This window comes from Novosphingobium sp., assembly GCF_020852455.1.
Classification (GTDB): domain Bacteria; phylum Pseudomonadota; class Alphaproteobacteria; order Sphingomonadales; family Sphingomonadaceae; genus Novosphingobium.
Map to the genome: position 1 here is coordinate 16,380 of NZ_JADZAT010000007.1, position 23,604 is coordinate 39,983.

The 23,604-nt window shown below is 65.1% G+C and carries 22 protein-coding genes; 17 read left to right on the forward strand and 5 right to left on the reverse strand.

Annotation, left to right across the window (positions count from 1 at the left end; genetic code table 11):
- Window positions 1-95 precede the first annotated feature (95 nt).
- From IT549_RS02535 to IT549_RS02550, 4 genes are read left to right on the forward strand one after another with little or no spacing between them, the layout of a single operon-like run.
- Window positions 96-1,214, forward strand: a complete 1,119-nt coding sequence (locus IT549_RS02535; protein WP_292969735.1) for a Rieske 2Fe-2S domain-containing protein — start codon at window positions 96-98, stop codon at window positions 1,212-1,214.
- Complete coding sequence (locus IT549_RS02540) at window positions 1,211-2,716, forward strand: amidase family protein (RefSeq protein ID WP_292969737.1); 1,506 nt, start codon at window positions 1,211-1,213, stop codon at window positions 2,714-2,716. The genes IT549_RS02535 and IT549_RS02540 overlap by 4 nt, the downstream gene beginning before the upstream one ends.
- Window positions 2,713-3,000, forward strand: a complete 288-nt coding sequence (locus IT549_RS02545; protein ID WP_292969738.1) for a hypothetical protein — start codon at window positions 2,713-2,715, stop codon at window positions 2,998-3,000. The genes IT549_RS02540 and IT549_RS02545 overlap by 4 nt, the downstream gene beginning before the upstream one ends.
- A 4-nt stretch (window positions 3,001-3,004) precedes the next feature.
- Window positions 3,005-4,444, forward strand: coding sequence for an MBL fold metallo-hydrolase (locus tag IT549_RS02550; protein ID WP_292969739.1), 1,440 nt, complete (start codon window positions 3,005-3,007; stop codon window positions 4,442-4,444).
- Here IT549_RS02550 and IT549_RS02555 read toward each other — a convergent pair.
- A complete protein-coding gene (locus IT549_RS02555) occupies window positions 4,441-5,220 on the reverse strand; it encodes an SDR family oxidoreductase (protein WP_292969741.1) in 780 nt (259 codons plus the stop codon). The two genes, IT549_RS02550 and IT549_RS02555, sit on opposite strands and share 4 nt — an antisense overlap.
- Entirely contained in the window at window positions 5,217-5,969 is a 753-nt protein-coding gene (locus tag IT549_RS02560; protein WP_292969743.1) for a helix-turn-helix transcriptional regulator, read from the reverse strand. The genes IT549_RS02555 and IT549_RS02560 overlap by 4 nt, the downstream gene beginning before the upstream one ends.
- Before the next feature lie 139 nt (window positions 5,970-6,108).
- Here IT549_RS02560 and IT549_RS02565 point away from each other — a divergent pair, with 139 nt between their 5' ends.
- The 4 genes from IT549_RS02565 to IT549_RS02580 all read left to right on the forward strand — a co-directional run bounded on the left by IT549_RS02565 (window position 6,109) and on the right by IT549_RS02580 (window position 10,844).
- Window positions 6,109-7,851, forward strand: a complete 1,743-nt coding sequence (locus tag IT549_RS02565) for a D-aminoacylase (RefSeq protein ID WP_292969744.1) — start codon at window positions 6,109-6,111, stop codon at window positions 7,849-7,851.
- A gap of 5 nt (window positions 7,852-7,856) precedes the next feature.
- Window positions 7,857-8,735: a Coq4 family protein gene (locus tag IT549_RS02570; RefSeq protein WP_292969745.1), complete on the forward strand. Its 879-nt coding sequence runs from the start codon at window positions 7,857-7,859 to the stop codon at window positions 8,733-8,735.
- Between the two features lie 95 nt (window positions 8,736-8,830).
- Entirely contained in the window at window positions 8,831-9,589 is a 759-nt protein-coding gene (locus tag IT549_RS02575) for an SDR family oxidoreductase (RefSeq protein WP_292969746.1), read from the forward strand.
- Window positions 9,582-10,844: an MFS transporter gene (locus tag IT549_RS02580; RefSeq protein ID WP_292969747.1), complete on the forward strand. Its 1,263-nt coding sequence runs from the start codon at window positions 9,582-9,584 to the stop codon at window positions 10,842-10,844. The genes IT549_RS02575 and IT549_RS02580 overlap by 8 nt, the downstream gene beginning before the upstream one ends.
- Here IT549_RS02580 and IT549_RS02585 read toward each other — a convergent pair.
- Window positions 10,841-11,629: a glucose 1-dehydrogenase gene (locus tag IT549_RS02585; RefSeq protein WP_292969749.1), complete on the reverse strand. Its 789-nt coding sequence runs from the start codon at window positions 11,627-11,629 to the stop codon at window positions 10,841-10,843. The two genes, IT549_RS02580 and IT549_RS02585, sit on opposite strands and share 4 nt — an antisense overlap.
- A 150-nt stretch (window positions 11,630-11,779) precedes the next feature.
- Here IT549_RS02585 and IT549_RS02590 point away from each other — a divergent pair, with 150 nt between their 5' ends.
- The 6 genes from IT549_RS02590 to IT549_RS02615 all read left to right on the forward strand — a co-directional run bounded on the left by IT549_RS02590 (window position 11,780) and on the right by IT549_RS02615 (window position 18,417).
- Entirely contained in the window at window positions 11,780-12,706 is a 927-nt protein-coding gene (locus tag IT549_RS02590) for an alpha/beta hydrolase (RefSeq protein WP_292969750.1), read from the forward strand.
- The gene (locus IT549_RS02595) at window positions 12,706-13,452 is read left to right on the forward strand and encodes an SDR family NAD(P)-dependent oxidoreductase (RefSeq protein WP_292969752.1); all 747 of its coding nucleotides are present in this window, start codon (window positions 12,706-12,708) and stop codon (window positions 13,450-13,452) included. The genes IT549_RS02590 and IT549_RS02595 overlap by 1 nt, the downstream gene beginning before the upstream one ends.
- Window positions 13,453-13,463: 11 nt before the next feature.
- Window positions 13,464-13,937: an Lrp/AsnC family transcriptional regulator gene (locus tag IT549_RS02600; protein WP_292969753.1), complete on the forward strand. Its 474-nt coding sequence runs from the start codon at window positions 13,464-13,466 to the stop codon at window positions 13,935-13,937.
- Complete coding sequence (locus IT549_RS02605; protein WP_292969754.1) at window positions 13,937-14,437, forward strand: Lrp/AsnC family transcriptional regulator; 501 nt, start codon at window positions 13,937-13,939, stop codon at window positions 14,435-14,437. Before IT549_RS02600 ends, IT549_RS02605 begins: the two co-directional genes overlap by 1 nt.
- A gap of 127 nt (window positions 14,438-14,564) precedes the next feature.
- Window positions 14,565-15,644, forward strand: a complete 1,080-nt coding sequence (locus IT549_RS02610) for a Rieske 2Fe-2S domain-containing protein (protein ID WP_292969755.1) — start codon at window positions 14,565-14,567, stop codon at window positions 15,642-15,644.
- Window positions 15,645-15,843: 199 nt separating this feature from the next.
- Window positions 15,844-18,417: a TonB-dependent receptor gene (locus IT549_RS02615; RefSeq protein WP_292969756.1), complete on the forward strand. Its 2,574-nt coding sequence runs from the start codon at window positions 15,844-15,846 to the stop codon at window positions 18,415-18,417.
- Between the two features lie 188 nt (window positions 18,418-18,605).
- On the opposite strand, the gene IT549_RS02620 is transcribed toward IT549_RS02615, so the two are convergent.
- Complete coding sequence (locus IT549_RS02620) at window positions 18,606-19,361, reverse strand: SDR family oxidoreductase (protein ID WP_292969925.1); 756 nt, start codon at window positions 19,359-19,361, stop codon at window positions 18,606-18,608.
- Window positions 19,362-19,451: 90 nt separating this feature from the next.
- Here IT549_RS02620 and IT549_RS02625 point away from each other — a divergent pair, with 90 nt between their 5' ends.
- From IT549_RS02625 to IT549_RS02635, 3 genes are read left to right on the forward strand one after another with little or no spacing between them, the layout of a single operon-like run.
- Window positions 19,452-20,525, forward strand: a complete 1,074-nt coding sequence (locus tag IT549_RS02625) for an alkene reductase (protein WP_292969757.1) — start codon at window positions 19,452-19,454, stop codon at window positions 20,523-20,525.
- Complete coding sequence (locus tag IT549_RS02630; protein ID WP_292969759.1) at window positions 20,522-21,955, forward strand: carboxyl transferase domain-containing protein; 1,434 nt, start codon at window positions 20,522-20,524, stop codon at window positions 21,953-21,955. Before IT549_RS02625 ends, IT549_RS02630 begins: the two co-directional genes overlap by 4 nt.
- A 4-nt stretch (window positions 21,956-21,959) precedes the next feature.
- A complete protein-coding gene (locus IT549_RS02635; RefSeq protein ID WP_292969760.1) occupies window positions 21,960-22,496 on the forward strand; it encodes a nuclear transport factor 2 family protein in 537 nt (178 codons plus the stop codon).
- Between the two features lie 12 nt (window positions 22,497-22,508).
- Here the strand turns inward: IT549_RS02635 and IT549_RS02640 are convergent, their stop codons facing one another.
- Window positions 22,509-23,594 (reverse strand): Rieske 2Fe-2S domain-containing protein, encoded by a 1,086-nt coding sequence (locus tag IT549_RS02640; protein ID WP_292969761.1) that lies wholly within the window; start codon window positions 23,592-23,594, stop codon window positions 22,509-22,511.
- Window positions 23,595-23,604 lie beyond the last annotated feature (10 nt).

Sequence of the window (23,604 nt, forward strand, 5' to 3'; positions counted from 1 at the left end):
TCTGCTCCCTTGGATGATCGATACCGGCCCGGTGAGACAACCCCCCGGTCCGGCCCTCCCCGAAGGAACGGGGAGGACAAGCGAGGAGACAGATGATGTCCGATGCCGCAAACCGTCCCGCCGGCGATGCCCGCACCCCGCCCGTCGCGGTCTGGTCAGTGCTCGAAAAGCTCAAGGGTCAGGACCTGATCGACTGGCGCAAGGCCCCGGTCGAAGGCCGCACCTCGGTCGCCGAGCGCAATCTCGATATCGGCTTTCCGTTCGGCTGGTACCCGGTCGATCTCTCGGTCGATCTTGAAGTGGGCGAAGTCAAGCCGCTGCGCTACTTCTCCAAGGACCTTGCCATGTGGCGCGGCGAGGATGGCCAGGTGCGGATCATCGATGCCTGGTGCAAGCACATGGGCGCGCACATGGGCCATGGCGGCAAGGTTCACGGCAACCTGCTGGAATGCCCGTTCCACGCCTGGCGCTATGATGGCGAAGAAGGCACGGTCAAGGAAATCCCCTATTCCAAGTCGATCCCGCCGCAGGTCAAGCGCAAGTGCACCCGCACCTGGCATGTGACCGAGGCCAACCGCTGGATCTGGGTGTGGTACCATCCCAACGATGAAGCCCCGCTGTGGGATGTGGTCCACCTGCCCGAAGCGAGCGATCCCGACTGGACCCAGTACGACGTGTTCGAATGGAACGTCTATGGCTCGATCCAGAACATGGCCGAAAACGGCGTCGATGTGGCCCACTTCAAGTACATCCACGGCACCGCCGATGTGCCGCTGGGCGATCTGCGCTGGGGTGAATGGGGCCGCGGCGCCGATGTGAAGGCCAAGATGGGCACCCCCTGGGGCGAAGTCGATGGCCAGATCAGCTATGACACGATGGGCCCGGGGCAAAGCTGGACCCGCTTCACCGGGATTTCGGAAACGCTGCTGGTCGCCTGCCTGACCCCGGTCGAGCTGGATCACGTCCACGTGCGGTTCTGCTTCACCCAGCCCAAGAGCCAGGCCGAAGGCGAACGCGCCGGCGTGGCCAAGGCGATCATCCGCGACATCTGCAAGCAGTTCGACCAGGACAAGGTCGTCTGGGACCGGATGAAGTACGAACCCAACGCGCTGATCTGTGAAGGCGACGGGCCGATCGCCCAGTTCCGCAAGTTCTATGCGCGTTACTATGCCAGCGAAGACGGCAACGTCACCCCGCTGAAGGCCGCCGGGTGAAGCTGACCCGCCGGGAAAGTCTGGCAGCCGGGGTCGCCGCAGTGGCGGCCCCGGCGCTTGGCGCAGGTTCGGGCAGCATCGACGGCTTGCTTGACCAGCACGATGCCATGGGCCTGGCCCTGCTGGTCCGCCAGCGCAAGGTCAGCCCCGGTGAGCTGCTGGAAGCCGCGATTGGCCGCGCCGAAGCGCTTAATCCGCGCTTCAACTTCATGGCCCAGAAGCATTACGACTATGCCGCGAAGCAGATCGGCAAGGGCCTGCCCAAGGGAGCCTTCACCGGCGTCCCGCTGCTGCTCAAGGATCTCTACACCTACATCGCCGGCGAACTGACCGAAGGCGGCAGCCGCCTCTACAAGGGCTATCGCCCGGCGGTGACCTCGGAACTGGTCCGGCGCTATGAAGCGGCCGGGTTCGTGGTCTTCGGCAAGACCACCACCCCCGAATACGGCCTGACCGGAACCACCGAAAACAAGCTGACCGGCGATACCCGCAATCCCTGGAACAGGGCGCACAGCTCGGGCGGATCGTCCGGCGGGGCGGCGGCGGCTGTGGCTGCGGGAGTGATCCCGGCGGCGCATGCCAGCGATGGCGGCGGCTCGATCCGCATCCCCGCGTCATGCTGCGGGCTGTTCGGGCTCAAGCCCAGCCGCGGCCGGGTGCCGATGGGGCCGCTGCGCACCGAAGGCTGGGGCGGGCTTTCGACCAACCACGCGATCACCCGCTCTGTGCGCGATAGCGCTGCGATGCTGGATATCAGCCACGGGATCGAACCGGGTTCGCGCTATGCCGCCCCGGCCCCGCGTGAAGGCTTCCTGGCCCAGGTCGGCAAGCATCCCGGCAAGCTGCGGATTGCGCTGATGACCCGGCCAATTGCAGGATCGCCGGTCGATCCGGAGTGCGTCGAGGCGGCCCGTGCCACCGCACGGCTGTGCGAAAGCCTGGGCCACCATGTCGAGGAAGCGCAGCTCGAGCTCGATGCCGCGCGGCTGGGCTGGGCCAGCTTCGTTTCGATCGGCCCCGCGATTGCCGCCGACATCGCCGATCGCGGCAAGGTGCTGGGCCTGACGCCGGGATCCGATCTGGTCGAACCGATCGTCCTGGCCTTTGCCGAATATGGCAAGACCTTCACCGCGATGGATGCCGCGCGGGCCAGCGGCGTGCTGCAGGATGCGGCGATCAAGGTCGCCCAGTTCATGCAAGCCTATGACCTGATCCTGACGCCCACGCTGGCCGCCCCGCCGATCGCGCTGGGCAGGATCAACCTCAGCCCCGATTGCAGCTTTCAGGAATGGGGCCAGCGCGCGGCGGTCTATTCACCGTTCTGCCAGCTGGCCAACCTGACCGGCCAGCCGGCCATGTCGGTGCCGCTGGGCATGTCGCAGGCGGGCCTGCCGATCGGATCAATGTTCACCGCACGCTATGGCGAAGAAGCGCTGCTGTTCAGACTGGCGGGCCAGCTGGAACAAGCCGCGCCGTGGAAGGGGAGGAGACCGAAGTTATGAACCATGTCATCGGATTGCTGGGCCTGCTGGGCCTGATCGGTCTGGCCGGGCTGGCCGGCATCAAGAACCCGGTGGCCAAGGACCGCCCCGGCGCGGGCATGCGCCTGCTGGGGATTCTGGGGCTGGCCGGGCTGGCCGGCTTCTGGATCGTCGGCGCGGGCGCCGCCGGGGCCTTTGGCGCGATGGGGCTGTGGAACCACCAGGATCCCAAGCTGGCCAAGTGGGGCCAGGCCGGGCTGCTGGGCGTGGTCGGCCTGCCCTTCATCGTCCAGCACTTCCTTTAGGACCATGCTCAAACGCCTTGCCGCCGCGCTGGTGCTGCTGGGCACCGCCAGCCTGGCCGCAGACAGCAGCCTCACGCCCTCACCCGACGATGTGCTGGCGCGCGAGGGCCGGTTGCTGCTGGCGCGAGAATATCCCGATGTGCTGGCGCATGTCTTCCGCAAGGACGGCTTTGGCGGCCCTCCCTCGCCGCTGATCGCGCAGAACATGCTTTCGGCCTCGCCCGATCGGGTGGCGGCGGCGCGCAAGGCGATGACGGTTGAGCGTCATGGTCCCAAAGCCGACAATGGCATGTGGTTGCTGCGGTTTCCCTACGTCAATGTCGCGGTGATCGAGACCAAGCGAGGTCTGGTGGTGTTCGACACCGGCTATGCCGCGATCGGTCCGGTGCTGGCCGAAGAGCTTCCCAAGCTCAGCCCCAAACCGGTCACCCACATCGTGGTCAGCCATGTCCACATCGACCATGCCTATGGCTGGCCGGCGCTCAAGGCCAGGTGGCCCGGCGCGAAAACCGTGACCAGCGACCTGTTCCCGGCGATGGCCGCCAAGGAAGTGCGGCTGGGCGGATCGATCGGTCGCTACAACAACCAGCCGCTTGAATCCTGGCCGACCGACACCGCGCGTCTGCCGCATCCGGACATCGTGTTCCGCGACACATTGAACCTGAAGATCGACGGCGAACGCTTTGAATTGCATCATGCTCCCGGCGAAACCGAAGAGCAGATCTGGATGGCGCTGCCATCGCGCGGGGCGATCTTCACCGCCGATTACTACCAGGGATTCCTGCCCAACACCGGCAACGGCAAGCGGATCATGCGCCATGTCGATGAATGGGCCCTGGCTTTGCGGCAGATGCTGGCGCTGAAGCCCGGCCACCTGATGACCATGCACGGCGCGCCGATCGACGATCCCGCGACGATATCCGAAGCGCTGGGGATCGAGGCCGAAGCGCTCGAATATGTCTCCAATCAGGTGGTCGAACGGCTCAATCGCGGCGAGCGCAAGGACCAGATCGCCGCAACGCTGGTCTGGCCCGAACGCTTCGCCAAATCACCCTGGCTCGACCCGCAGTACAACCGGCCCGAGGATATCGCCCGGATGGTCGCGCTGCGCTGGACCGGTTGGTGGGATGACATCCCGTCACACTTCGCGGCGATGCAGTTCGAGGACGAGGCCCGCGAGGTGTTGCACCTGGCTGGCGGGATCGAAGCGGTGGAGCGGCGCGCGCGCGAACTGCTGCCCGCCAACCCGAAACTGGCCGCGCGGCTGGCCGACTGGGCCTATTACGGCGCCCCCAACGATCCTCGCGCGCTGCGGCTCACGGTCGATGTCTATCTGGCGCGGATGGCCGAGCCGGGAATGCCGCTGCAGGAATCGCAGGTCTATTTCGTCCACGCCAGCAAGGCGCGGGCTCAGCTGGCGCGGCTGCAGAAGAGCGGCGGCTAATCGCCCAGGTCGGGCGCCCAGGCGACGCCGTTGATGTGCCCGCCGCCATCGGCGAACAGCGTGTTGCCGGTGACATAGCGGCAATCCTCGCTCGCCAGGAACAGCGCGACCGGGGCGATATCGCTTTCAGGATCGCCCATCCGGCCCATCGGGTTGGCCGCTTCGATCCGCGCCATCATTTCGGGCGCGACATCCTCGATCCGGCGCGAGGCGGCGCTTTTGGCCGCGGGGCAGATCACGTTGCAGCAGATCCCCCACCCGGCCCATTCGCGCGCAGCGGTACGGGTCAGCGCGCGCATGGCTTCCTTGGCGCTGTTGTAATCGGCGCTGCCCATGTGGGCGTTGACGCCGTTCAATGAGCCCATGTTGATCACCCGGCCCCAGCGCTGCGCCTTCATGTGCGGCAAGGCGGCTTCCATGGTCCACTTGGGGGCCCAGAAAGCCATCAGCATCGCGCGATCAAAGATTTCGTCCCCCTTGCTCTCCAGCCGGCGCGGGCCATCGCCGGTATAGGCGTTGTTGACCAGCACATCGACCGGCCCGGCAGCCTCCATCATCGCCAGCACCGCCGCCTTGTCCATCACATCGACTTGCAAAGCGCGCGCCTGTCCGCCGGCGGCGCGGATCGCGGCGGCCTCGGCCTCGGCCTTTTCGCCGTTCCAGTCGGCCAGCACCACGTCGGCGCCTTCACGCGCGAACAGCCGGGCGATCCCCAGCCCGATCCCGTCGGCCGCACCGGTGATCAGTGCGCGCCTGCCGGCCAGTCTTCCGCTCATGCTCCCTCCCGTGCCGCGCCCTGCAGCTCTCCAGTATCCAGTTCGCGTAGCGTTCCCAGCATGCCGTACCACTTGCGCGGCAGCAGGCTGTGATCGCGATCGCGCATCGCCAATGCCTGCACATCGCGGCGCAGCCGTTCAAGCATTTCCGCCAGCTCGGCCGCGCCAAGCGGCGAAAGCTTAACAACTTCGGACACAAAAACCGCATCGGCAGCGGAAAAGTCCATCGCCAGGAACTGCGGCTTCATCCGTTCGTTGAACAGCGCGCGCATCGGCGACTTGCGCCACATTACCGTCCGGTCAATCCGCGCGCGGACCCGTCCGCCGGGGAGGCGATCGATCAATGCCAGCCGCTCAAGCCGGGCCAGCGACAGCTCCATCACATCCTGCGGCACGGCAAAGTCCGCCGCGATCTCAGCCGGGGTGGTGCCGCCCAGGATGGTCATGAACAGGAACGAGAGGAACGTATCGCTGGAGAGCGCGCGTTCCTGGGCCAGGGTCAGCTCCTGCGCGAGGCCGCTGGCGGGATGCTCGGCCTCGCGCGCGAGGTCAGCCAGTGACAGCCGGCACAGCGCGGCCAGAGCCTCCAGCCGGTCAAGCGTGAGCCCCTTGCCCGCCAGCCAGCGCTTGGCCGTCGCCTCGCCAATCCCGAACTGGGCGGCCAGCCGCCGCGCGGTCCAGCCTTCCTGCCGCAAGGCCTGGCGCAATACGCCCAGCAGCGCTGCCGATGTGGATTCGGATCGTTTCATGATCCGAATTCGAATATATTTCGATCCCTTTGGCAAGGCGCGATTTCAGGGCTGCGAGCCTTCGGGGTTAGCCTTCGGATCATGCGGCAGAGAGTCGGTTGACCGGCCCGCCGCGCTGTCAGCCCTTGGGAGAGAAGCAATGACCGATATCCTGATCAAGCACGGCACCGTGGTCGATGGTACCGGCGCCCCCGCCTTTGCCGCCGATGTCCGGATCAGGGATGGCCTGATCGCCGAGGTCGGCCCGGACCTGGCGCCGCAGGGCGAACGCGTGTTCGATGCCAGCGGGTGCCAGGTCACCCCGGGGTTTATCGAAAGCCACACCCATTACGATGGTACCATGTGGTGGCAGCCCGATCTCGATCCGCTGCCGGGCTATGGTGCGACCACAATGATCATGGGCAACTGCGGCTTTTCCCCCGCGCCCTTGCACAAATACATGCCCGCCCAGCGCGAGATGATCGGGATTTTCAGCTTCTTCGAAGACATCCCCGAAGGCCCGTTCATGCAGAACCTGCCTTGGGACTGGAACCTGTGGAGCGAATACCGCGCCTCGGCCGAACGCAACGTCAAATCGCCGCTCAACTATGCCGCCTACGTCGGCCATATCGCCCTGCGTCTGGCCGCCATGGGGGTGGAAGCGTGGGAGCGCGAGGCGACGCCGGAAGAGATCGCAAAGATGGCCGAACTGCTCGACGATGCGCTGGCCGCGGGCGCGATCGGGATGTCTGACAATCTGCATGATCACGACGGGCAGAACCGTCCGGTGCCCACGCTGCTGGCCAGCGATGCCGAATTCCTGGCGCTGTTTGACGTGATGGAACGCTATCCGGGCAGCTGTTATCAGGTGATCGTCGATACCTTCATGCGGATGACCGGGCCGGCCAACCTGGAACGATTGGCCAGGCTGCTTTCGGGCCGCACGATCAAATGCCAGATCGCCGGGGCCATCCCGACGCTGGAATTCCAGAAGGCGATCCTGCCGGCGATGCAGGAATCGGTCCGCAAGATGCGCGAGGCCGGGGTCGATGTCTGGCCCGGCTATGCCCACGTTTCGCCCACCAACGTGCTGTCGATCGTCAAGTCACTGATCTTTGCGCAGTCGAACGACTATGTCTGGCACGAGGTGGTCAACGCCGAAACCCATGAGGAAAAGCGCGCACTGCTGTCCGATCCCGAATGGCGCGCGCGGGCGCGGGAAAGCTGGGATACCCAGGCCTGGGATCATTCCCCGCTGAAGAACCCGCACGAACTGCTGCTGCTCGACAGCGAGAATGGCGCGGGCCCGCTGGGCATCACGCTGAAGGATTTTGCCGACAGCCGCGGCCTGCACCGCAGCGACGCCATGGCTGACTGGATCCTGGAAAACGGCACCTATTCGACCGTGCACATGGCCCCCTTCCCCAAGGACGAGGCACTGACGATCGAACTGATGCGCGATCCGCAAACGGTGGGCAACATCTCCGACGCGGGCGCGCACCTGCAGATGCTGTGCGGCGCGGGCGAGAATGCCCTGCTGCTGACCCAGTATGTACGCGACGAACAGAAGCTGACCCTGGAAGAGGCGGTCCATGTGATGACCGGCAAGCTTGCCCGGCACTTCAACCTGACCGATCGCGGCGTTATCGCGCCGGGCAAGCGCGCCGACATTGCGGTGTTCAACCTGGACGAGATCGAGCGCCGCCAGATGGAAAAGGCCCACGACGTGCCCAACGGCAAGGGCGGCTTCACCTGGCGCTTCACCCGCAAGGCGATGCCGACCCGGCTGACGCTGGTGAACGGGGTGTCGACCTTTGAAAACGGGGCCTTCACTGGCGCCATGCCGGGCAAGTTCCTCTCGCCGGTCAACGATCAGGTGCCGGCGATGGAAGCAGCGGAGTAAGCGCGATGGAAGTCAAAGTCGGCGAAGGCGAACGCGCCTATTTCAACGGGGCGATCCGCCAGGTGGAGAGCGACAGCTCGGTGCTGGTCAGCTCTTCGAAATACCTCAACAACAGCGAGCTTCGGCACCTGATCGCGCAGGAGATGCTGCGCCGCAACGGCCCCGACCTGCCCAACACCGCCTACATCCCGGAAGTCGCCCAGGCACTGATGATGCTGGAAGACTATGGGCGGATCATGGCACTGTTCGAAGAGGAAAAGGCCCGCCTGCCGCTGTTCAAGCAGTGGTGCGACAAGCGCACGCTGTCAGACTTCAAGAAGGCCGAGGTCAAGAACTGCGCGCCCGGCACGCTGGGCGCCGCGCTCTATGACTGGATGGAGAACAGCGGCTATGAACTCGACCTGTTCTACCGCGAGATCGAGGTGGTCAACGACCTGACCTTCTACCTCCGCCAGGCCGCGCTCAACCACGATATCGAGCATCTGGTGACCGGGTTCGGCCCCAACCACGGCGGCGAGATCGCGCTGCTCAATGCCAACCTCTACAGCCGGGTCCGCTATTTCCATCCCGAGCTGGCGGCCTTCTTCAACCGCATCCAGTCCTACCTCAAGGCCAAGACGATCATGAAGGACGCGCTGCATTATCCCGAAGCGGCAGCGCTCAACGTCGAGGCCGAATTCGTCGGGGCCAGTCAGGCGCACAACTGGAAATTCCCGATCATGCTGGCTGACTGGCGCAGCATGGTCGATTGGCAGATGGCTGATATCCGCGCGGAACTGAACATCACCCCGGTCCCGCCTGAAGGACTGTGGGCCGATACCAACCGGCTCTGCAACGAGAATGACCCCAACTTCGGTGTGGCCCTGGCCGAAGCGGCGGAATAACCCATCCTGCCAAATTGCACCGCACCAACCGCCCGGCGGATTGACGCGGCGCGCGGGCTTTGGGAAGCCCTGTCCAAATATCCCGGGAGAATGAAATGCGCGGATTGAAGGGCAAGGTCGGTATCGTGGCAGGCGGAGCGCGCGGCATCGGCGCGGCGACCGCGCGGCGACTGGCCGAAGAAGGCGCCCATGTGCTGATCGGTGATCTGCTGGTCGAACAGGCCGAGGAAACCGCCGCCGCGATCCGCGCCGACGGTGGTTCGGCCGTGGCGGTGCGGCTTGATGGCACCGACGCTGATTCCCAGAAAGTGATTGTCGCTGCCGCGGTGGCGCAGTTTGGCGGGCTCGACTTTTATATTTCAAACCTCGCGGGCGGCACCGAAGGCGATATCGACGCGCTCAACTGCCCGGTCGAAGTGCTGGACAAGAGCTTCGCGATCAACACCAAGAGCCACTTTCTGGCCACGCAGGCCGCGCTGCCCGCGATGCTGGAACGCGGCGGCGGGGCGATGATCTATACCTCCAGCGGCGCGGCCAGCGGCGGCGCGCCGTGGCAGGTCGCCTATCCGATGACCAAGAACGCGATCCACGCGCTCGCCCGCCATGTCGCCAGCCGCTGGGGCAAGCAGGGCATTCGCGCCAATGCGGTCTGCCCCGGACTGGTGCTGACCGAAGCGGTCAAGATCCACCTGACCGACGAATATGTCGAAAAGGGGCTGAAGGCCGTGCCGCACACCCGCCTGGGCCAGCCCGAAGACCTCGCCGCCGCGCTGACTTTCCTGGCGTCCGATGATGGCGCCTGGGTCAACGGACAGGTCTGGCACGTCAACGGCGGCGCGCAAATGCGTGACTGAGCTGGCAGGCGCCCGGCCTCTTTCCAACAAATGGGTGGTGCTGGCGCTGATGCTGGCCATCGCCCTGCTCAACTACGGCGACCGCTACCTGCTGGCCGGCCTCGCACAGCCGATCAAACTTGAATTCGGCATGTCGGACGGCTTCATGGGGCTGCTGATGGGGCCGGCTTTTGCCCTGCTCTACTCGCTCGTCGCGGTCCCGATCGCGATTCATGCCGACCGCACTTCGAAAGTGGCGATCATCTGCGCGGGCTGTGTGATGTGGAGCCTGTTTACAGTACTATCGGGGCTGGCCACCAGCGCCGGTGTGCTGGCCTTGGCGCGGGTCGGAGTGGGGATCGGCGAAGCGGCGTTCCAGGCCCCGGCCTATGCCTTGCTGGCCGCCTATTTCCTGCCCGAACAACGCGGCAAGGCCTATGCGGTAATGGGCATGGCGGTCTATTTCGGGCAATTGCTGGGCTATGTCGGCGGCCCGGCGATCGCTGCGCGCGGAACCTGGCACGATGCATTCGAAGTTCTGGGCGGCATCGGCATTGCGATCGGCGTTCTGGCGTGGCTGATCCTGCGCGAACCGCCCCGTCCTGCTCTGCCCACAACCAAGGTTCACGAGCCGCTGTGGCCCCAGTTTCAGCAGCTCTGGGCCGCGCCCAGCTTTCGCTGGATGTCGCTCGGCATGGCGCTGGGTACGCTGTCTGGGGTCAGCTTCGGAATGTGGGGTCCTGCCCTGTTTGAGCGCGCCTACGGGCTTAGCACCCAGCAGGCATCGGGCACCTTCGGCCTGGCCTTTGGCCTGCCCGGGCTGCTTGGCATGCTGGTGTTTGGCTTTGCCGTAGATCACCTGGCCCGGCGCGATCGGCGCTGGCTGCTCCGGCTTGCGGCGGGTGCATTGTTTTCGGCAACCGCCTTGATCCTGCTGGTCACCTGGATGCCCAGCATCGTTGCCGCGCGCTGGCTTGCGGTACCGTCGGGGCTGCTGGGCGGTGGCTGGTCGGTGGGGATTTTCACCGCCCTGCAATATGTCCTGCCCGATCGCAGCCGTGTAACCGGAACCGCGCTGGCGATGCTGGTGATCAACCTGCTGGGCTATGTCACCGGCCCTTTTATCGCCGGGCAGCTCAGCGACATGGTGATGGGCGAAGGCGCCTATGGTTTGCGCGTGGCACTCAGCCTGGTAATCCCGCTGGGCTTCGTCGGCGCTGCCCTGATGTGGCTGGCCGGGCATTCGCTTGAGCAGGATCGGGCGCGGTTGGCCTAAGCAAATGGATTGGTCGGCGCCCCCGGCATGGTCATGTAATAGTGCCCGGCGTTGAGCCCGCCATCGACCGCCAGTTCGGTGCCCATGCAATACTTGCCATCGTCCGACGCCAGGAAGGCCGCCGCCGCGCCGATGTCTTCGGGATCGCCAGCGCGCTGGGCCGGGTAGATCCAGAAACCCTTGTCATAATATTCGCGCGGGATGTTGGTGGGGTTGGCCATCGGCGTGAAGATCCCGCCCGGATGGATCGAATTGACCCGGATCTTGCGGTGCCCCAGTTCGAGCGCGCAGGCCTTGGTGAAGCCGCGCACCGCGAATTTCGACGCGCAATAGACCGACAGCGAGTTCGCGCCCGAAATTCCGTCGGCGCTGCTCATGTTGACGATTGATCCGCCTCCGGCCCGCTCCAGCGCCGGGATCGCGGCCTGGGTGCCGTTGATCACCCCCATCAGGTTGATGTCCAGCAGGCGGCGGATTTCGGCTTCGGTCAGATCGTCGATCCGCTTGAACACGATCACCCCGGCGTTGTTGACCAGGCAATCGAGCCGCCCCCATTTCACCTCGACCGCCGCAACCGCCGCGTCCCACTGGCTGCGATCGGTCACGTCGAGATGGAGAAAGGTCGCGGCATCGCCCAGTTCGGCGGCCAGCGCCTCGCCTTCTGCGTCAAGCACATCGGCGATCGCCACCCGGGCGCCTTCAGCCACGAAACGCCGCACGATCCCTTCACCAATCCCGCGCGCGCCGCCGCTTACCAGTGCCACCTTGCCAGTCAGACGATCCATCGTTTACTCCTCTTTTCCGCCATCCGAATTAGGGGCTGGAATTCGCGGCGGCAATACGCAATCATCGGGCGGTATCGCCAATTCATCGCATGGATGCGAATCCAGTACGAACCAATTCAACGCAATTCATCAGATCGGGAGACAATCAGCATGCCGCTCAACCCGCAAGTCGAGGCCCTGCTGGCGATGATGGCAGCCATGCCCAAGACCGACTATGCCACGGTCACCCCTGCCGAGCTGCGCGCCCAGCTTGATACGCCGATGGGCTTTGGCGAACCGCCGGCGGTGGCCGAAGCGCGCGATCTGGCGATCGCGCTGGACGGACGCACCCTGCCCGCGCGGTTCTATCGCCCCGATGGCGCGGCGGCTCCGGCGCCGCTGGTGGTGTTCTTTCACGGCGGCGGCTGGGTGATCGGTACGCTTGATACCCACGATGCGACCTGCCGGGCGCTGGCCCGGGCGAGCGGCGCGGCGGTGCTGTCGGTCGGTTACCGGCTCGCGCCCGAGCATCCCTACCCGGCCCCGGTTGAGGATTGCTATGCCGCGCTGGAATGGGCGGCAGCCCATGCCGCCGATCTCGGCTGCGATCCGGCCCGGCTGGCTGTCGCCGGAGACAGCGCGGGTGGAAACCTTTCCGCGGCGGTTTCGATCATGGCGCGCGACCGGGGTGGACCGGCGCTGCGCCATCAGTTGCTGATCTATCCGGTGACCGACGATGACCATTCGCTGCCCTCCTATGCCGAGAACGGCGGCGGCGACTACTTCCTCAGCACGGATTCGATGAACTGGTTCTGGGGGCACTATCTGATCGGCGATGAAGAGGCCCCGCTGGCCCGCGTGGGGCGCACGCCGAACCTGTCCGCCCTGCCCCCGGCCACGGTGATCACCGCTGAATTCGATCCGCTGCGCGATGAAGGCATGGCCTATGCCGCGCGGCTGGCCGAAGCGGGTATTGCGGTCGATGCGGCAATCGCGCCCGGGATGATCCACGGGTTCTTCTCGATGTTCCAGGCGGTACCCGATGCCACGGCCTGGATCGAGCGCGCCGGCGCCAACCTCAAGCGGGACCTGGCGTGATGCAGGGCCTTGCCGGCAAGGTGGTGCTGGTCACCGGCGGCGGATCGGGAATCGGCCGGGCCACCATGGAGCTGATCGCGGCGAGCGGCGGGACCGCCATTGCCGCTGACCTTGCCGCACCGCAGGACCTGGGCGCCGGGGCCGAGGGCGCCGCGCTGGATGTGACCGATGGCGCGGCGACCGACCGGCTGGTTGCCGATATCCTGCAACGTCACGGCCGGATCGACGGACTGGTGACCTGCGCCGGGATCGTTGCGACCGGCGCGATCGACGCCATGGACCTGGCCGACTGGGACCGCGCATTGAAGGTCCACCTGACCGGAACCATGCTTTCGGCCCGCGCGGTCGCACCGGCGATGAAGGCGGCGGGCAGCGGCTCGATCGTCACCATCGCCAGCATCTATGGGATGACCGGTTCGGCCGGAAACACCCCCTACAACGTCGCCAAGGGCGGGATCCTGCAGCTTGCCCGCAGCCTGGCAGCTGATCTGGGGCCATTCGGGGTGCGAGCCAATGCGGTCAGTCCGGGCTATATCACCACGCCGATGACGACGATGGTCGAAGGCTACAAGCCGGTCCACGATGCTTTCGTCGCGATGCACCTGCTGGGACGGCCGGGGCGGCCCCAGGAAGTGGCCGCAGTGATCGGCTTCCTGCTGTCCGATGCGGCCTCGTTCGTGACCGGCGCCAACATTCCGGTTGACGGCGGCTTTTCGGGCGCACAGGTGATCAAGCCGCAAATTTGAGTAACGGGGCAATGAAACAGGACTTCTCCTTCGACGAGACCGATCTCCAGATCGTCGCGGAACTGCGCAAGAACGGGCGCGCAACCAACCAGCAAGTGGCCGAACGGCTGGGGCTGACCGCCACCACCGTTTCCTCGCGGATCCGGCGGATGGAAGATGCCGACCAGCTGCGGGTGGTCGCCGTGTCAGACTTTGCCGCGCACGGCTTTGACGTGCTGATGCAGCTGGCGATCGAGGTTGACAGCCGCCCGGCTTCGGAAGTGGCGCACGAACTGGCGCAGTTTCCGGAAGTGTTCGCGGTCCACATCGTGACCGGTCGCTATGACATCGACGCGCTGATCGTGCTCAAGGATTTCGAGGATATGTCGCACTTCCTGCTCGACCGGCTGGGCTCGGTCCGGGGCATCCGTTCGGTCAGCCCGTCGATCGCGGTCGATATCCTGCGCTACCAGTTCGATGTCGCGCCAATCGAGGGGCGTGCGTGATGGCCAATGTTGTGCTTGATGAACTCGACCGCCAGCTGATCGACCTGCTGGCCAGCGACGCCCGCGTTTCCAACCGCAAGATCGCGACCAAGCTGGGCGTGACCGAAGGCACCGTGCGCGGCCGGATCAAGCGGCTGCAGCAGGACAAGCTGATCAGCTTCACCGCAATCACCGGGCTGCAGATGGCGCGCAAATCGCAGCTGGCCTTCATCTATGTCCAGGCCGAAGTCGAGCGGACCCGCGAAGTGGCCCGCCAACTGTCCGAAATGGCGCCGATCAACGCGGTGCTGGTGACCATGGGCCGCTTCAACATTCTGGCGATGACCCTGTTCGAAGAGCTTGATGAGCTGGTCGAAGTGGCATCCGACAAGATCCTGGCGATCCCGGGCGTGCACCACGTCGAAACCTCGATCGCGGTAAAGACCGTCAAGTACAATGCGCGGGTGGCCAAGATCACCGAGGCCAGCGCGATGGACGGAAACGGCGACGAGGACGAATGATGCGTAACTGATCGGCCATTCAAATACGCAAAATCGACAATACCTAGCTATTGCCCTCCATTCTCCGTTACGCTATCCCGGTAGCGTTACGAACAAGGCGCCGCAGACGCCTGCAGAGGAGATTGGCATGGCTACCACCGCCGAATATGGCCTGGGCGAATTCACCTATCCCCGCGGCTGGTTCATGATCGGCACCTCGGCCGATGCGACCACCACGCCCGCCGCGGTGCGCTATTTCGGCGAGGATCTGGTGCTCTATCGCGGCGAAAGCGGCCGGGCGCACCTGCTGGCAGCCTATTGCCCGCACATGGGCACGCACCTGGCGAAGAACACCACGTCCTATGTGGTGCTCGACAAGAAGCATGTCGAAGGCGACAATATCCGCTGCCCCTATCACGCCTGGCGGTTCGGCCCGGACGGGCGCTGCAACGAAGTCCCCTACTCCCCCGCCCCGCCGCCCAAGGCCGCCTGCGTCAAGTCGTGGCGGATTGTCGAGCGCGCGGGCTGTCTGTGGACCTGGTACTGCCCCGAAAATGGCGAGCCGGACTATGACCTGCCGCCGTTCGAAATGTGGGATCAGCCGCACTGGGTGAACTGGAACGTCTCGTGCCTGGGCGAACTGGCCTCGCACCCGCAGGAAGTGGTCGATAACATGGCCGACAAGGGCCACCTCGAACCGGTTCACGGCTCGATCGACATGGTGCGCTTCGAGAACGAGTTCGACGGGGTGAAGATCCGCCAGATCCTGCTGGCCGGACACAAGACCCTGGCCGGTTCGGGCGCGGAGCCGATGCTCAACGATACCTGGTACACCGGGCCGGGCATCCTGCAATCGATCATGGTCGGCGAATATCCTTCGCACATGCTGATCGCGCACACCCCGATCGACGATGGCGTGATCAAGGTCTGGTACGGGCTGTTCGTGAAAGTCGCGAATGCCGAGCCGACCGCTGCCGACCGCGAAATGGCCGCCGGCTATGAACAGGCCGGGATCGCCGCCTTCGCCCAGGATTTCGAGATCTGGGGCAACAAGCGCCCCTGCATCAACCCGATGATGGTGCGCGGCGACGGACCGTTCGACAAGGTCCGGATCTGGTATCGGCAGTTCTACAATCCGCGCGCCCGCGCGCAGGAGTTCCAGGCCCGCGTCAACGGCCACTATGTCACGCGCGGCACGGGTGAAGCGCCGTGGGACCAGACCGCCTGACCCGATCGAGCAAAGATTTGCGCGCCTTAAAGGTGATCAAACGTCACATTTGGGCCGCACAGACCTGCTCGTTTGGCGATTTGCGTAAACAGATTTGACTTTGATTACGTTTTTTGGGAAAACCACGAGGCAAGGGCAGCAAGCAGTCTGCCCGATTCTGGAGGGGAACTTCATGCAGGTACGACGCATCTCTTCGCGCATGGCACTTCTGACCGGTGTCGCCATCGCTGCCATCGGCACTCCGGCCTATGCGCAGGACAAGCCCGCGGACACGACCGAGGGTGGCCTGGTCGAAATCACCGTCACCGCCAACAAGCGGTCCGAAAACCTCCAGCAGACGCCGGTTGCGATCTCGGCAATTCCTTCGGAACAGCTTGAGCTGCGCCAGCTGAATGAAGTGAAGGACCTCGGTTCGATCGCCCCCAACGTGGCGGTCAACGGCGGCACCACCAACGCGACTGCGGCGGTGATCACGATCCGCGGTATCCCGACTGCGGCCGATGAAACCCAGGGTTACGATTCGCCGATCGGGGTCTATCTCGATGGCGTTTATCTGGCCCGGTCCTCGGCAGCGAGCTTTGACGTTGCCGATATCGAGCGCGTTGAAGTGCTGCGCGGCCCGCAGGGCACGCTGTTCGGCCGCAACACCACCGGCGGTGCGGTCAACTTCGTCACCAAGGCTCCCGAAAACGAACTTGGCGTGCGCGTGAAGGCCGGCCTGGGCAACTTCGGCATGTGGCAGGTCAAGGGCACGCTCGAAACCGGCACGATCGGCGATGTGATGCGGATGTCGATCACCGGCATGCACAAGCAGCGCAACGGCACGGTCAACAACCTGCTGCAGCCCAAGGACAGCCTTGATCCGGGCGGCTACAAGATCGACGGGTTCCGCATCGCGGCCGAGCTTGATCTGGCTGACAATATCAAGCTGACCAACATCTTTGACTGGACCCGGATCAAGGGCGTTCCGCCGGCCAACCAGCTGTCGGCTGTCGGCAATGGCACCTTCCGCCCCAACGTGACCTTTGGCACCGCGCAGGTTGCGCAGGTCCAGCCGGCCAATGTCGCCGCCTACCTGGCCACCGCGTCGGTCCTGCAAACCCAATGCGGAACCCCGCTTTCATCGGTCAGCCTGACCCGGCTCGATTCGATGTGCCTCGATCAGGCCGGACTTTCGACTGACAAGATCTGGGGCAACCTGACCCGGATCGAAGCGGACATGGGCGGCGTGAAGCTGCGCAGCTCCACCGCGCTGCGCCGCTGGCGCAACAAGATCGAAGGCAGCGATCTTGACGGCCTTGGCACGCTGCGCGGCCCGGTGCTGACCAGCGCCACGACCCTCAACGGCATGCCGCTTGCCACGCTGGAAATGCTGTTCGGGGTTGGTTCGCCGACCGCCGCATTCCTGGCCGGATCCTCGGTTCCGAACGGCAACATGTCGCTGTTCCAGGCCAACAACGATCGTGAACAGGATCAGTTCAGCCAGGAATTCGAATTGGTTTCGGACACCGATGGCGACTTCCAGTGGGTGATCGGCGCATTCTACTTCAAGGAAAGCGGCCGCGAAGTGAACCCGCAGAACTTCGCCTTCATCCTCGACACCAACGATCAGGGGCCGCTGGGCGTGTTCAACCCCACCAACTTTGGCGGGCTTGCACCGCTGCTGGTGGCCGGCAACCCGGTTCGCTATCGCGCTTCGGTGCAAAGCTCGACGCTTGGCTACACGGCCGGCGGGGACTCCAAGGCGCTTTACGCTCAGGGCACCTATCGTCCGGGCGGCAAGGACGGCGCGCTGGGCATTACTCTGGGGCTGCGTTACACTTGGGATCACAAGTGGGTTAAGCGGTTCCAGAACGGCACCACCGCCTACACCAACCCGACCGACATCGCGTTGAACAGCCGCGAGGTCAACTTCAGCGCGCCAACCGGCAACCTGTCGATCGACTATCGTGCCAGCGAAGACGTCAACCTCTACGCCCGCATTGCCCGCGGCTATCGCTCGGGCGGCTACAACCTGCGTCAATCGACCCAGAAGGACAATCCCGCAACGCTGCTGATCGACGAGACGGTGCCGCTGCTGCCCTTCAACGAAGAAAAGATCTGGTCGTACGAAGTCGGCGCCAAGATGGAATTCGCCCGCCGGTTCCGCCTCAACATGGCGTTCTTCTACAACAAGTACAGCGATCTGCAGGCCACCATCCCGATCCCGATTTCGGGCGGCGGCAGCTTCGGCACCCAGGTGGTGAACGCCGGTGCGATTGACTACATCGGCTTCGAAGTTGAAGCGATGGCCAAGGTCAACGACATCATCACGCTCGATGGCTCGGTCGGTTACACCCACAAGAACGTCAAGCAGTTCCCCGGCACCGATACGCTGGGCAACACCATCAACATCGCTTCGGTGATCACCCCGGGCAACTCGCCCGACTGGACCGCCAGCGCCGGCGTGAACGTCAAGGTCCCGATGGGCAGTGCCGATGGCACCTTCCGCCTGGGCTGGAGCTATGTGTCGGAACAGGTGATGTTCGGCAACCCGATGACTGCGCCGTTCCAGGCTGAGACCGCTGCCGGCAGCCGCAGCCTGCTCGATGCGCAGTTCCGGATCGACGGGATCAGCATCGGCGGGGTCAAGGCCGGCCTGACGATCTGGGGCAAGAACCTGACCGACAAGGAATACGTCAGCCGCGGTGTCGACTTCGGCCAGCTGGGCTTCGGTTCGGTGATCTATGGCGATCCCCGCACCTTCGGCGCGACGCTTGATCTGAACTTCTGATCCGAACCGGAAGCGGATCAAACTGAAAGGGCGGCCTCGCAAGAGGCCGCCCTTCTTCTTTGTAAATCCTCCCCATTTGGGGGAGGTGGGCCGCCGAAGGCGGGTCGGAGGGGGCATTCGGTCTGCGCGCCCCCTCCGTCAGTCCTGCGGACTGCCACCTCCCCCATTGGGGGGAGGATCTTTGTCGGTCAGACCGCGGTCGATCCGCCGTCGATCAGCATGGCATGGCCGGTGACGAAGCTGGCCTGATCCGAACAGAGCCAGACCACCGCCGAAGCGATTTCCTCGGGCTTGCCCATCCGGCCCATCGGGGTGAGCGAATCGAGTACCTTCTTCATCTCCGGGTTGGCGGTCAGCGGCGCGGTCATCGGGGTTTCGATCACCCCAGGGCAAACCGCGTTGACCCGGATCCCTTCCTTGGCCCAGCGCAGCGCGCCGTGGCGGGTCAGCCCGATCACCCCGTGCTTGGTGGCGACATAGCCCGGCTGCGCCCCGTTGCCGGTCACGCCGTTCATCGACGAGGTGTTCACGATCGCCCCGCCGCCCTGGCGCAGCATCACTTCGCTTTCCTCACGCATGCACAGCATCACCCCGGTCAGGTTGACGCTCAGGCTGCGGGCCCAGACTTCGTCCTCGTACTCATTGGCGCCCAGGTTGTTGATCCCGGCGTTGTTGAAAGCATAGTCCAGCCGGCCAAAGTGTTCTACTGCAGCCGCCACCATCGCCTTGACCTGATCGGGGTTGCTGACATCGCAGGTCTGGAACCGGGCCTTGCCGCCCATCTGGGCGATCAGTTCAACGGTTTCCTCACCCCCGGCCTGGTTGACGTCGCAGACCAGCACGGCCGCTTCGGACGCAGCAAAGGCCAGGGCCGCCGCGCGGCCGATGCCGCCGCTGGCACCGGTAACCAGCGCAACCTTGCCGTTCATCCCATAATTGACCATCACTGCGTCCTTTTCCTTGATTTGCGTACCCTGAGGATTAGACTTCATCGCAAATCGTGGTCAATCGAATAAATTTTGCGGAGGATGCGAATGTTTGAGGCGCTGTTCAGTCCGGTCACCCTGGGGGCGCTGCAATTGCGCAACAAGGTGATCATGGCGCCGATGACCCGGGATCGGGCCGGACCCGGTGATGTCCCCACCGCCGCGATGGTAGACTATTATCGCCAGCGCGCCAGCGCCGGATTGCTGATCACCGAAGGCGCCCAGCCCTCGCCCGAAGGCAAGGGCTATTGGCGCACCCCGGGGATCCATTCGCAGCAGCAGGTCGATGGCTGGGCCATGGTGGCCGACGCGGTCCACGCCGAAGGGGGACTGATCGCGCTGCAGCTGATGCATTGCGGACGCGTGGTGGTGCCGGCCAATCGCGGCTTTGAGGCCGACGTGATCGCGCCAAGCGCGCTGCCCTGCCCCGACAAGGTCCCCGGCCCCGACGGCGTGCCAGCCGAATGCGCCAGCCCGCGCGCGATGAGTGCCGACGACATCGAATGGACGCTTGATGTCTATCGCCAGGCGGCACGCAATGCCCGTGCGGCGGGGATCGACGCGGTCGAACTGCATTGCGCCAGCGGCTATCTGATCAACCAGTTCCTCAATCCGGCCAGCAACCAGCGCACAGACCAATATGGCGGATCACCCGCTGCCCGCGCCCGGTTTCCGGCCATGGTGGTGCATGCGCTGGCCAAGGCGATCGGCGCGGACCGGGTCGGAATCCGGATCTCGCCGGGCAACCCCTACAACGCGATGGATCCGGCCAATCCGGCCCCCAGCTTCGCCGCCTTCCTCGATGCGCTGACCGATCTAGACCTCGCCTGGGTCCACGTGGTCGATATGGGGCTGCCCGATCTCGATGCGCTGGCGCTGGTGCGCGAATATTCTTCGGCTCCGCTGATCGCCAACAACATGCTCAAGGCCGATAGCGCCGAAGCGCTGCTGCAGGCCGGACGCGCCGATGCGGTCTCGTTCGGCCGGGCCTTCATCGCCAATCCCGATCTGGTCGAACGGATCCGCAGCGGCGCGGCGCTGGCCAAACCGGATTACGATCTGCTCTACACCGGCGAGGAGCGCGGTTATACCGATTACCCGGCCATGGCCGCAGCCCAGTGAGCGACTGGGCGCCGATCCTCGCCGAGCTTGAACGCCGCCGCGCCGCCGGACGGGCGATGGGCGGGGTCGAGCGGCTTGCGGCACAGCACCATGCGGGCAAGCTCGACGCCCGCCAGCGTGCTGCGGCGCTGTTTGACCTCGGCACTTTCGTTGAACTCGGCACGCTGGCCGGTGCGCCGGGCGATTGCGGCCTGCCGCCAGCCGCCGATGGGATGATCGCCGGTTCGGGACTGATCAACGGCCGCCCGGCGCTCTGCGGGATTGAGGACTTTACGGTTCTGGCCGGATCGATCGGCGATGCCGGGGCGAGCAAGCGGAGGCGGCTGACCGACCTTGCCTTGCAGGAACGGCTGCCGCTGGTCTTCATGCTCGAGGGCGCGGGGCACCGGCTGACCAACCACCATGCGATCCCGGCACCGGGTGACCTGCAGGGCCTGGCCGACCTTTCGGGCCAGGTGCCGATGGTCTGCCTGGTGCTGGGGCCGAGTGCCGGGCATGGCGCGCTGACTGCGCCGCTGTCTGATTTCGTGGTGATGACCCCGGCGGGATCGCTGTTCGTGGCCGGGCCGCCGATCGTCAAGGCCGCCATCGGCGAGACTGTGACCAAGGAGCAGCTTGGCGGGCCTGAAGTGCACCTGCAATCCGGCGTGGCGCACAACCTGGCCGAAGACGATGCGGCGGCGATCGCCCTGGCACGGCGCTACCTGGGCTATTTCACCGGACCGGGCGAGCCTGAAGGCGAGCGCCTGCTCGATACCGTGCTCGATCTGATCCCGCCCGATCCGCGCGTGCCTTTCGCGGTGCAGCCGGTGCTTGAGCTGCTGGCCGACAAGGGTTCGCTGCTCGAAGTGCAGCCGCGCTATGGCGGCGCGCTGTGCACCGCGCTGGCGCGGCTGGGCGGACGCAGCGTTGCGATCATTGCCAGCAATCCCGCAGTCAACGCCGGCTCGATCGACGCCGCCGCCGCGCAAAAGGCCGCGGCCTTCATCACCACCGCCAGTGCCCATGGTCTGCCCCTGGTGTTCCTGGCGGATACCCCCGGGGTGATGCCCGGAACCGCATCGGAGCGCGCCGGAATGCTGCGCCACGCCGCGCGGATGTTCGCCGCGCAGCACGCGGCCCGGGTGCCCAAACTGCACGTCACCCTGCGCAAGGCCTTCGGCTTTGGCTCCTCGATCATGGCGATGAACCCGTTCGACAACCAGACGCTGTCGATCGCCTTCCCGGCAATCAGCCTGGGCGCAATGCCCGCCGCCAGCGGCGCGGCCGCAGCCGGGCTCGACGCCGAGGCCGCCGCCCGGGCGCTGGCCGAGCAGACCGCCAGCGCATGGAACCTTTCCGGCAAGCTGGCCTACGACGAAGTGATCGACCCGCGCGAGCTGCGCAATGCGCTGCTGGCGGGTCTGCGGCTAACCACCACAAGGGATTGAAACGATGGGCTATACTCTGCAGCAACTGTCCGACATCGAGGAAATCCGCCAACTCAAGAGCCGCTATTTCCGCTGCATCGACACCGGCAACCACAGCGAACTGGCCACCTGCTTCGCCGATGATGTAACGATCGACTATCGCGGCGGCGGCTATCGGGTGCAGGTTTCGGGCAAGGCCGACATGATCGAATTCATCGCCTCAAGCTTCAATTCGGACGTCGTTGCGATGCACCACGGGCACACCCCCGAAGTGACCTTCGTGGACGAGAGCACCGCCAAGGGCACCTGGTACCTCGAGGACCGCTTCATCAACCCCGAACGCAACGAGGATACCGTCGGATCGGCGCTCTATTACGACACTTATGTCCGCACCGCAGATGGCTGGAAAATCCGCCACAGCGAATACGACCGGGTCTATGAACTGGTCTCACCGATCGGCGACAAGGCGGAACTGCGCACGCACATGTTGGCACGCACCGGACGCCAGAAGGACCAGCGCAGCGACACCACCAAATGGCTGGAATGGTTCGACGAGGCCTAGGCGGTAGGCGGCCTAGGCCGCCTTGTCGGCCGCCTTGCGCTTGTCCACCGAGGTGTGGATCCCGTTGACCCGGTCCTGGAATTCCTTCGCCCGGTCGCGCGGGTTGTAGAACTGGCGGTACCAAATCCGCTCCTTGTGGAACGGCCCGTCATCGGGCACCTGCAGGATCGTCAGCGCCGGTTCCTTGTGCTGCCACAGCTCAAAATCCTGGGCGAAGGCATCGAGTGCCACGTCCTGATAGGAACGCGCCATCGACACGCCGGCATCGTCTGCGCGGGCACTGCCGATCTTGACCATCAGCGCATACCAGACCCGCACCACCCCATCATCGACGGGCGTGTTGCAGATCATGATCACCGAGGGATGCTGGCCTTCCATGGTCGAAAGCAGGATCCCCGGGCCGGTGTACCAGGTATCGTTGACCAGCACGTCGGCATCGGTCTGCACCAGGGTGCGGTGCCCGGCACCGAAGCGCTGGCGGATGATGTGCCCGTCAAACTCGTTCTCGAAATAGACGATATCGCGGCTGCCGTGGACCGGGATGAAGTGCGCCAGGTCGGCCATGTTATCGAGGATTTCCTGCGGATGGATCGGCAGCGTCCCCAGGTGGTCAAGCCGCCAGCGTACCCAGCCCTGCTCCTCCAGATCCCATTCGGCGAAGGCCGGCAGGTCGAAATCAGGCGCTCCGCCTTCCATGTCGTGCCACATCCAGATGCAGCCGGCCTTTTCGACCACCTTGTGCGATTTGACGCAGGCCGCCTTGGGCACCGTGCCGGTGGTCGAATAGGGGATGTCGTCGCACTGGCCATCGGCATTGAAGCGCCAGCCGTGGCCGGGGCAACGGATCGAATCGCCTTCCATCTGCTCGCCGTCCTTGACGATGTAGCTGGTGGTGTTGCGCGCCAGGTGCACCCGCATGTGCGGGCAATAGGCATCGAGCAGCACCACGCGCCCGCTCTTGCCGCGATAGAGCACCATTTCCTTGCCGAAAAAGCGCACCGGCTGCGGTTTGGTGGTCACCTCTTCGGCCACCGCCACCATGAACCAGCCGCGCGGAAAGGCGTATTCGCCAAGCCCGTATTCAGCCGTTGTTGCCATTGGTCCTCTC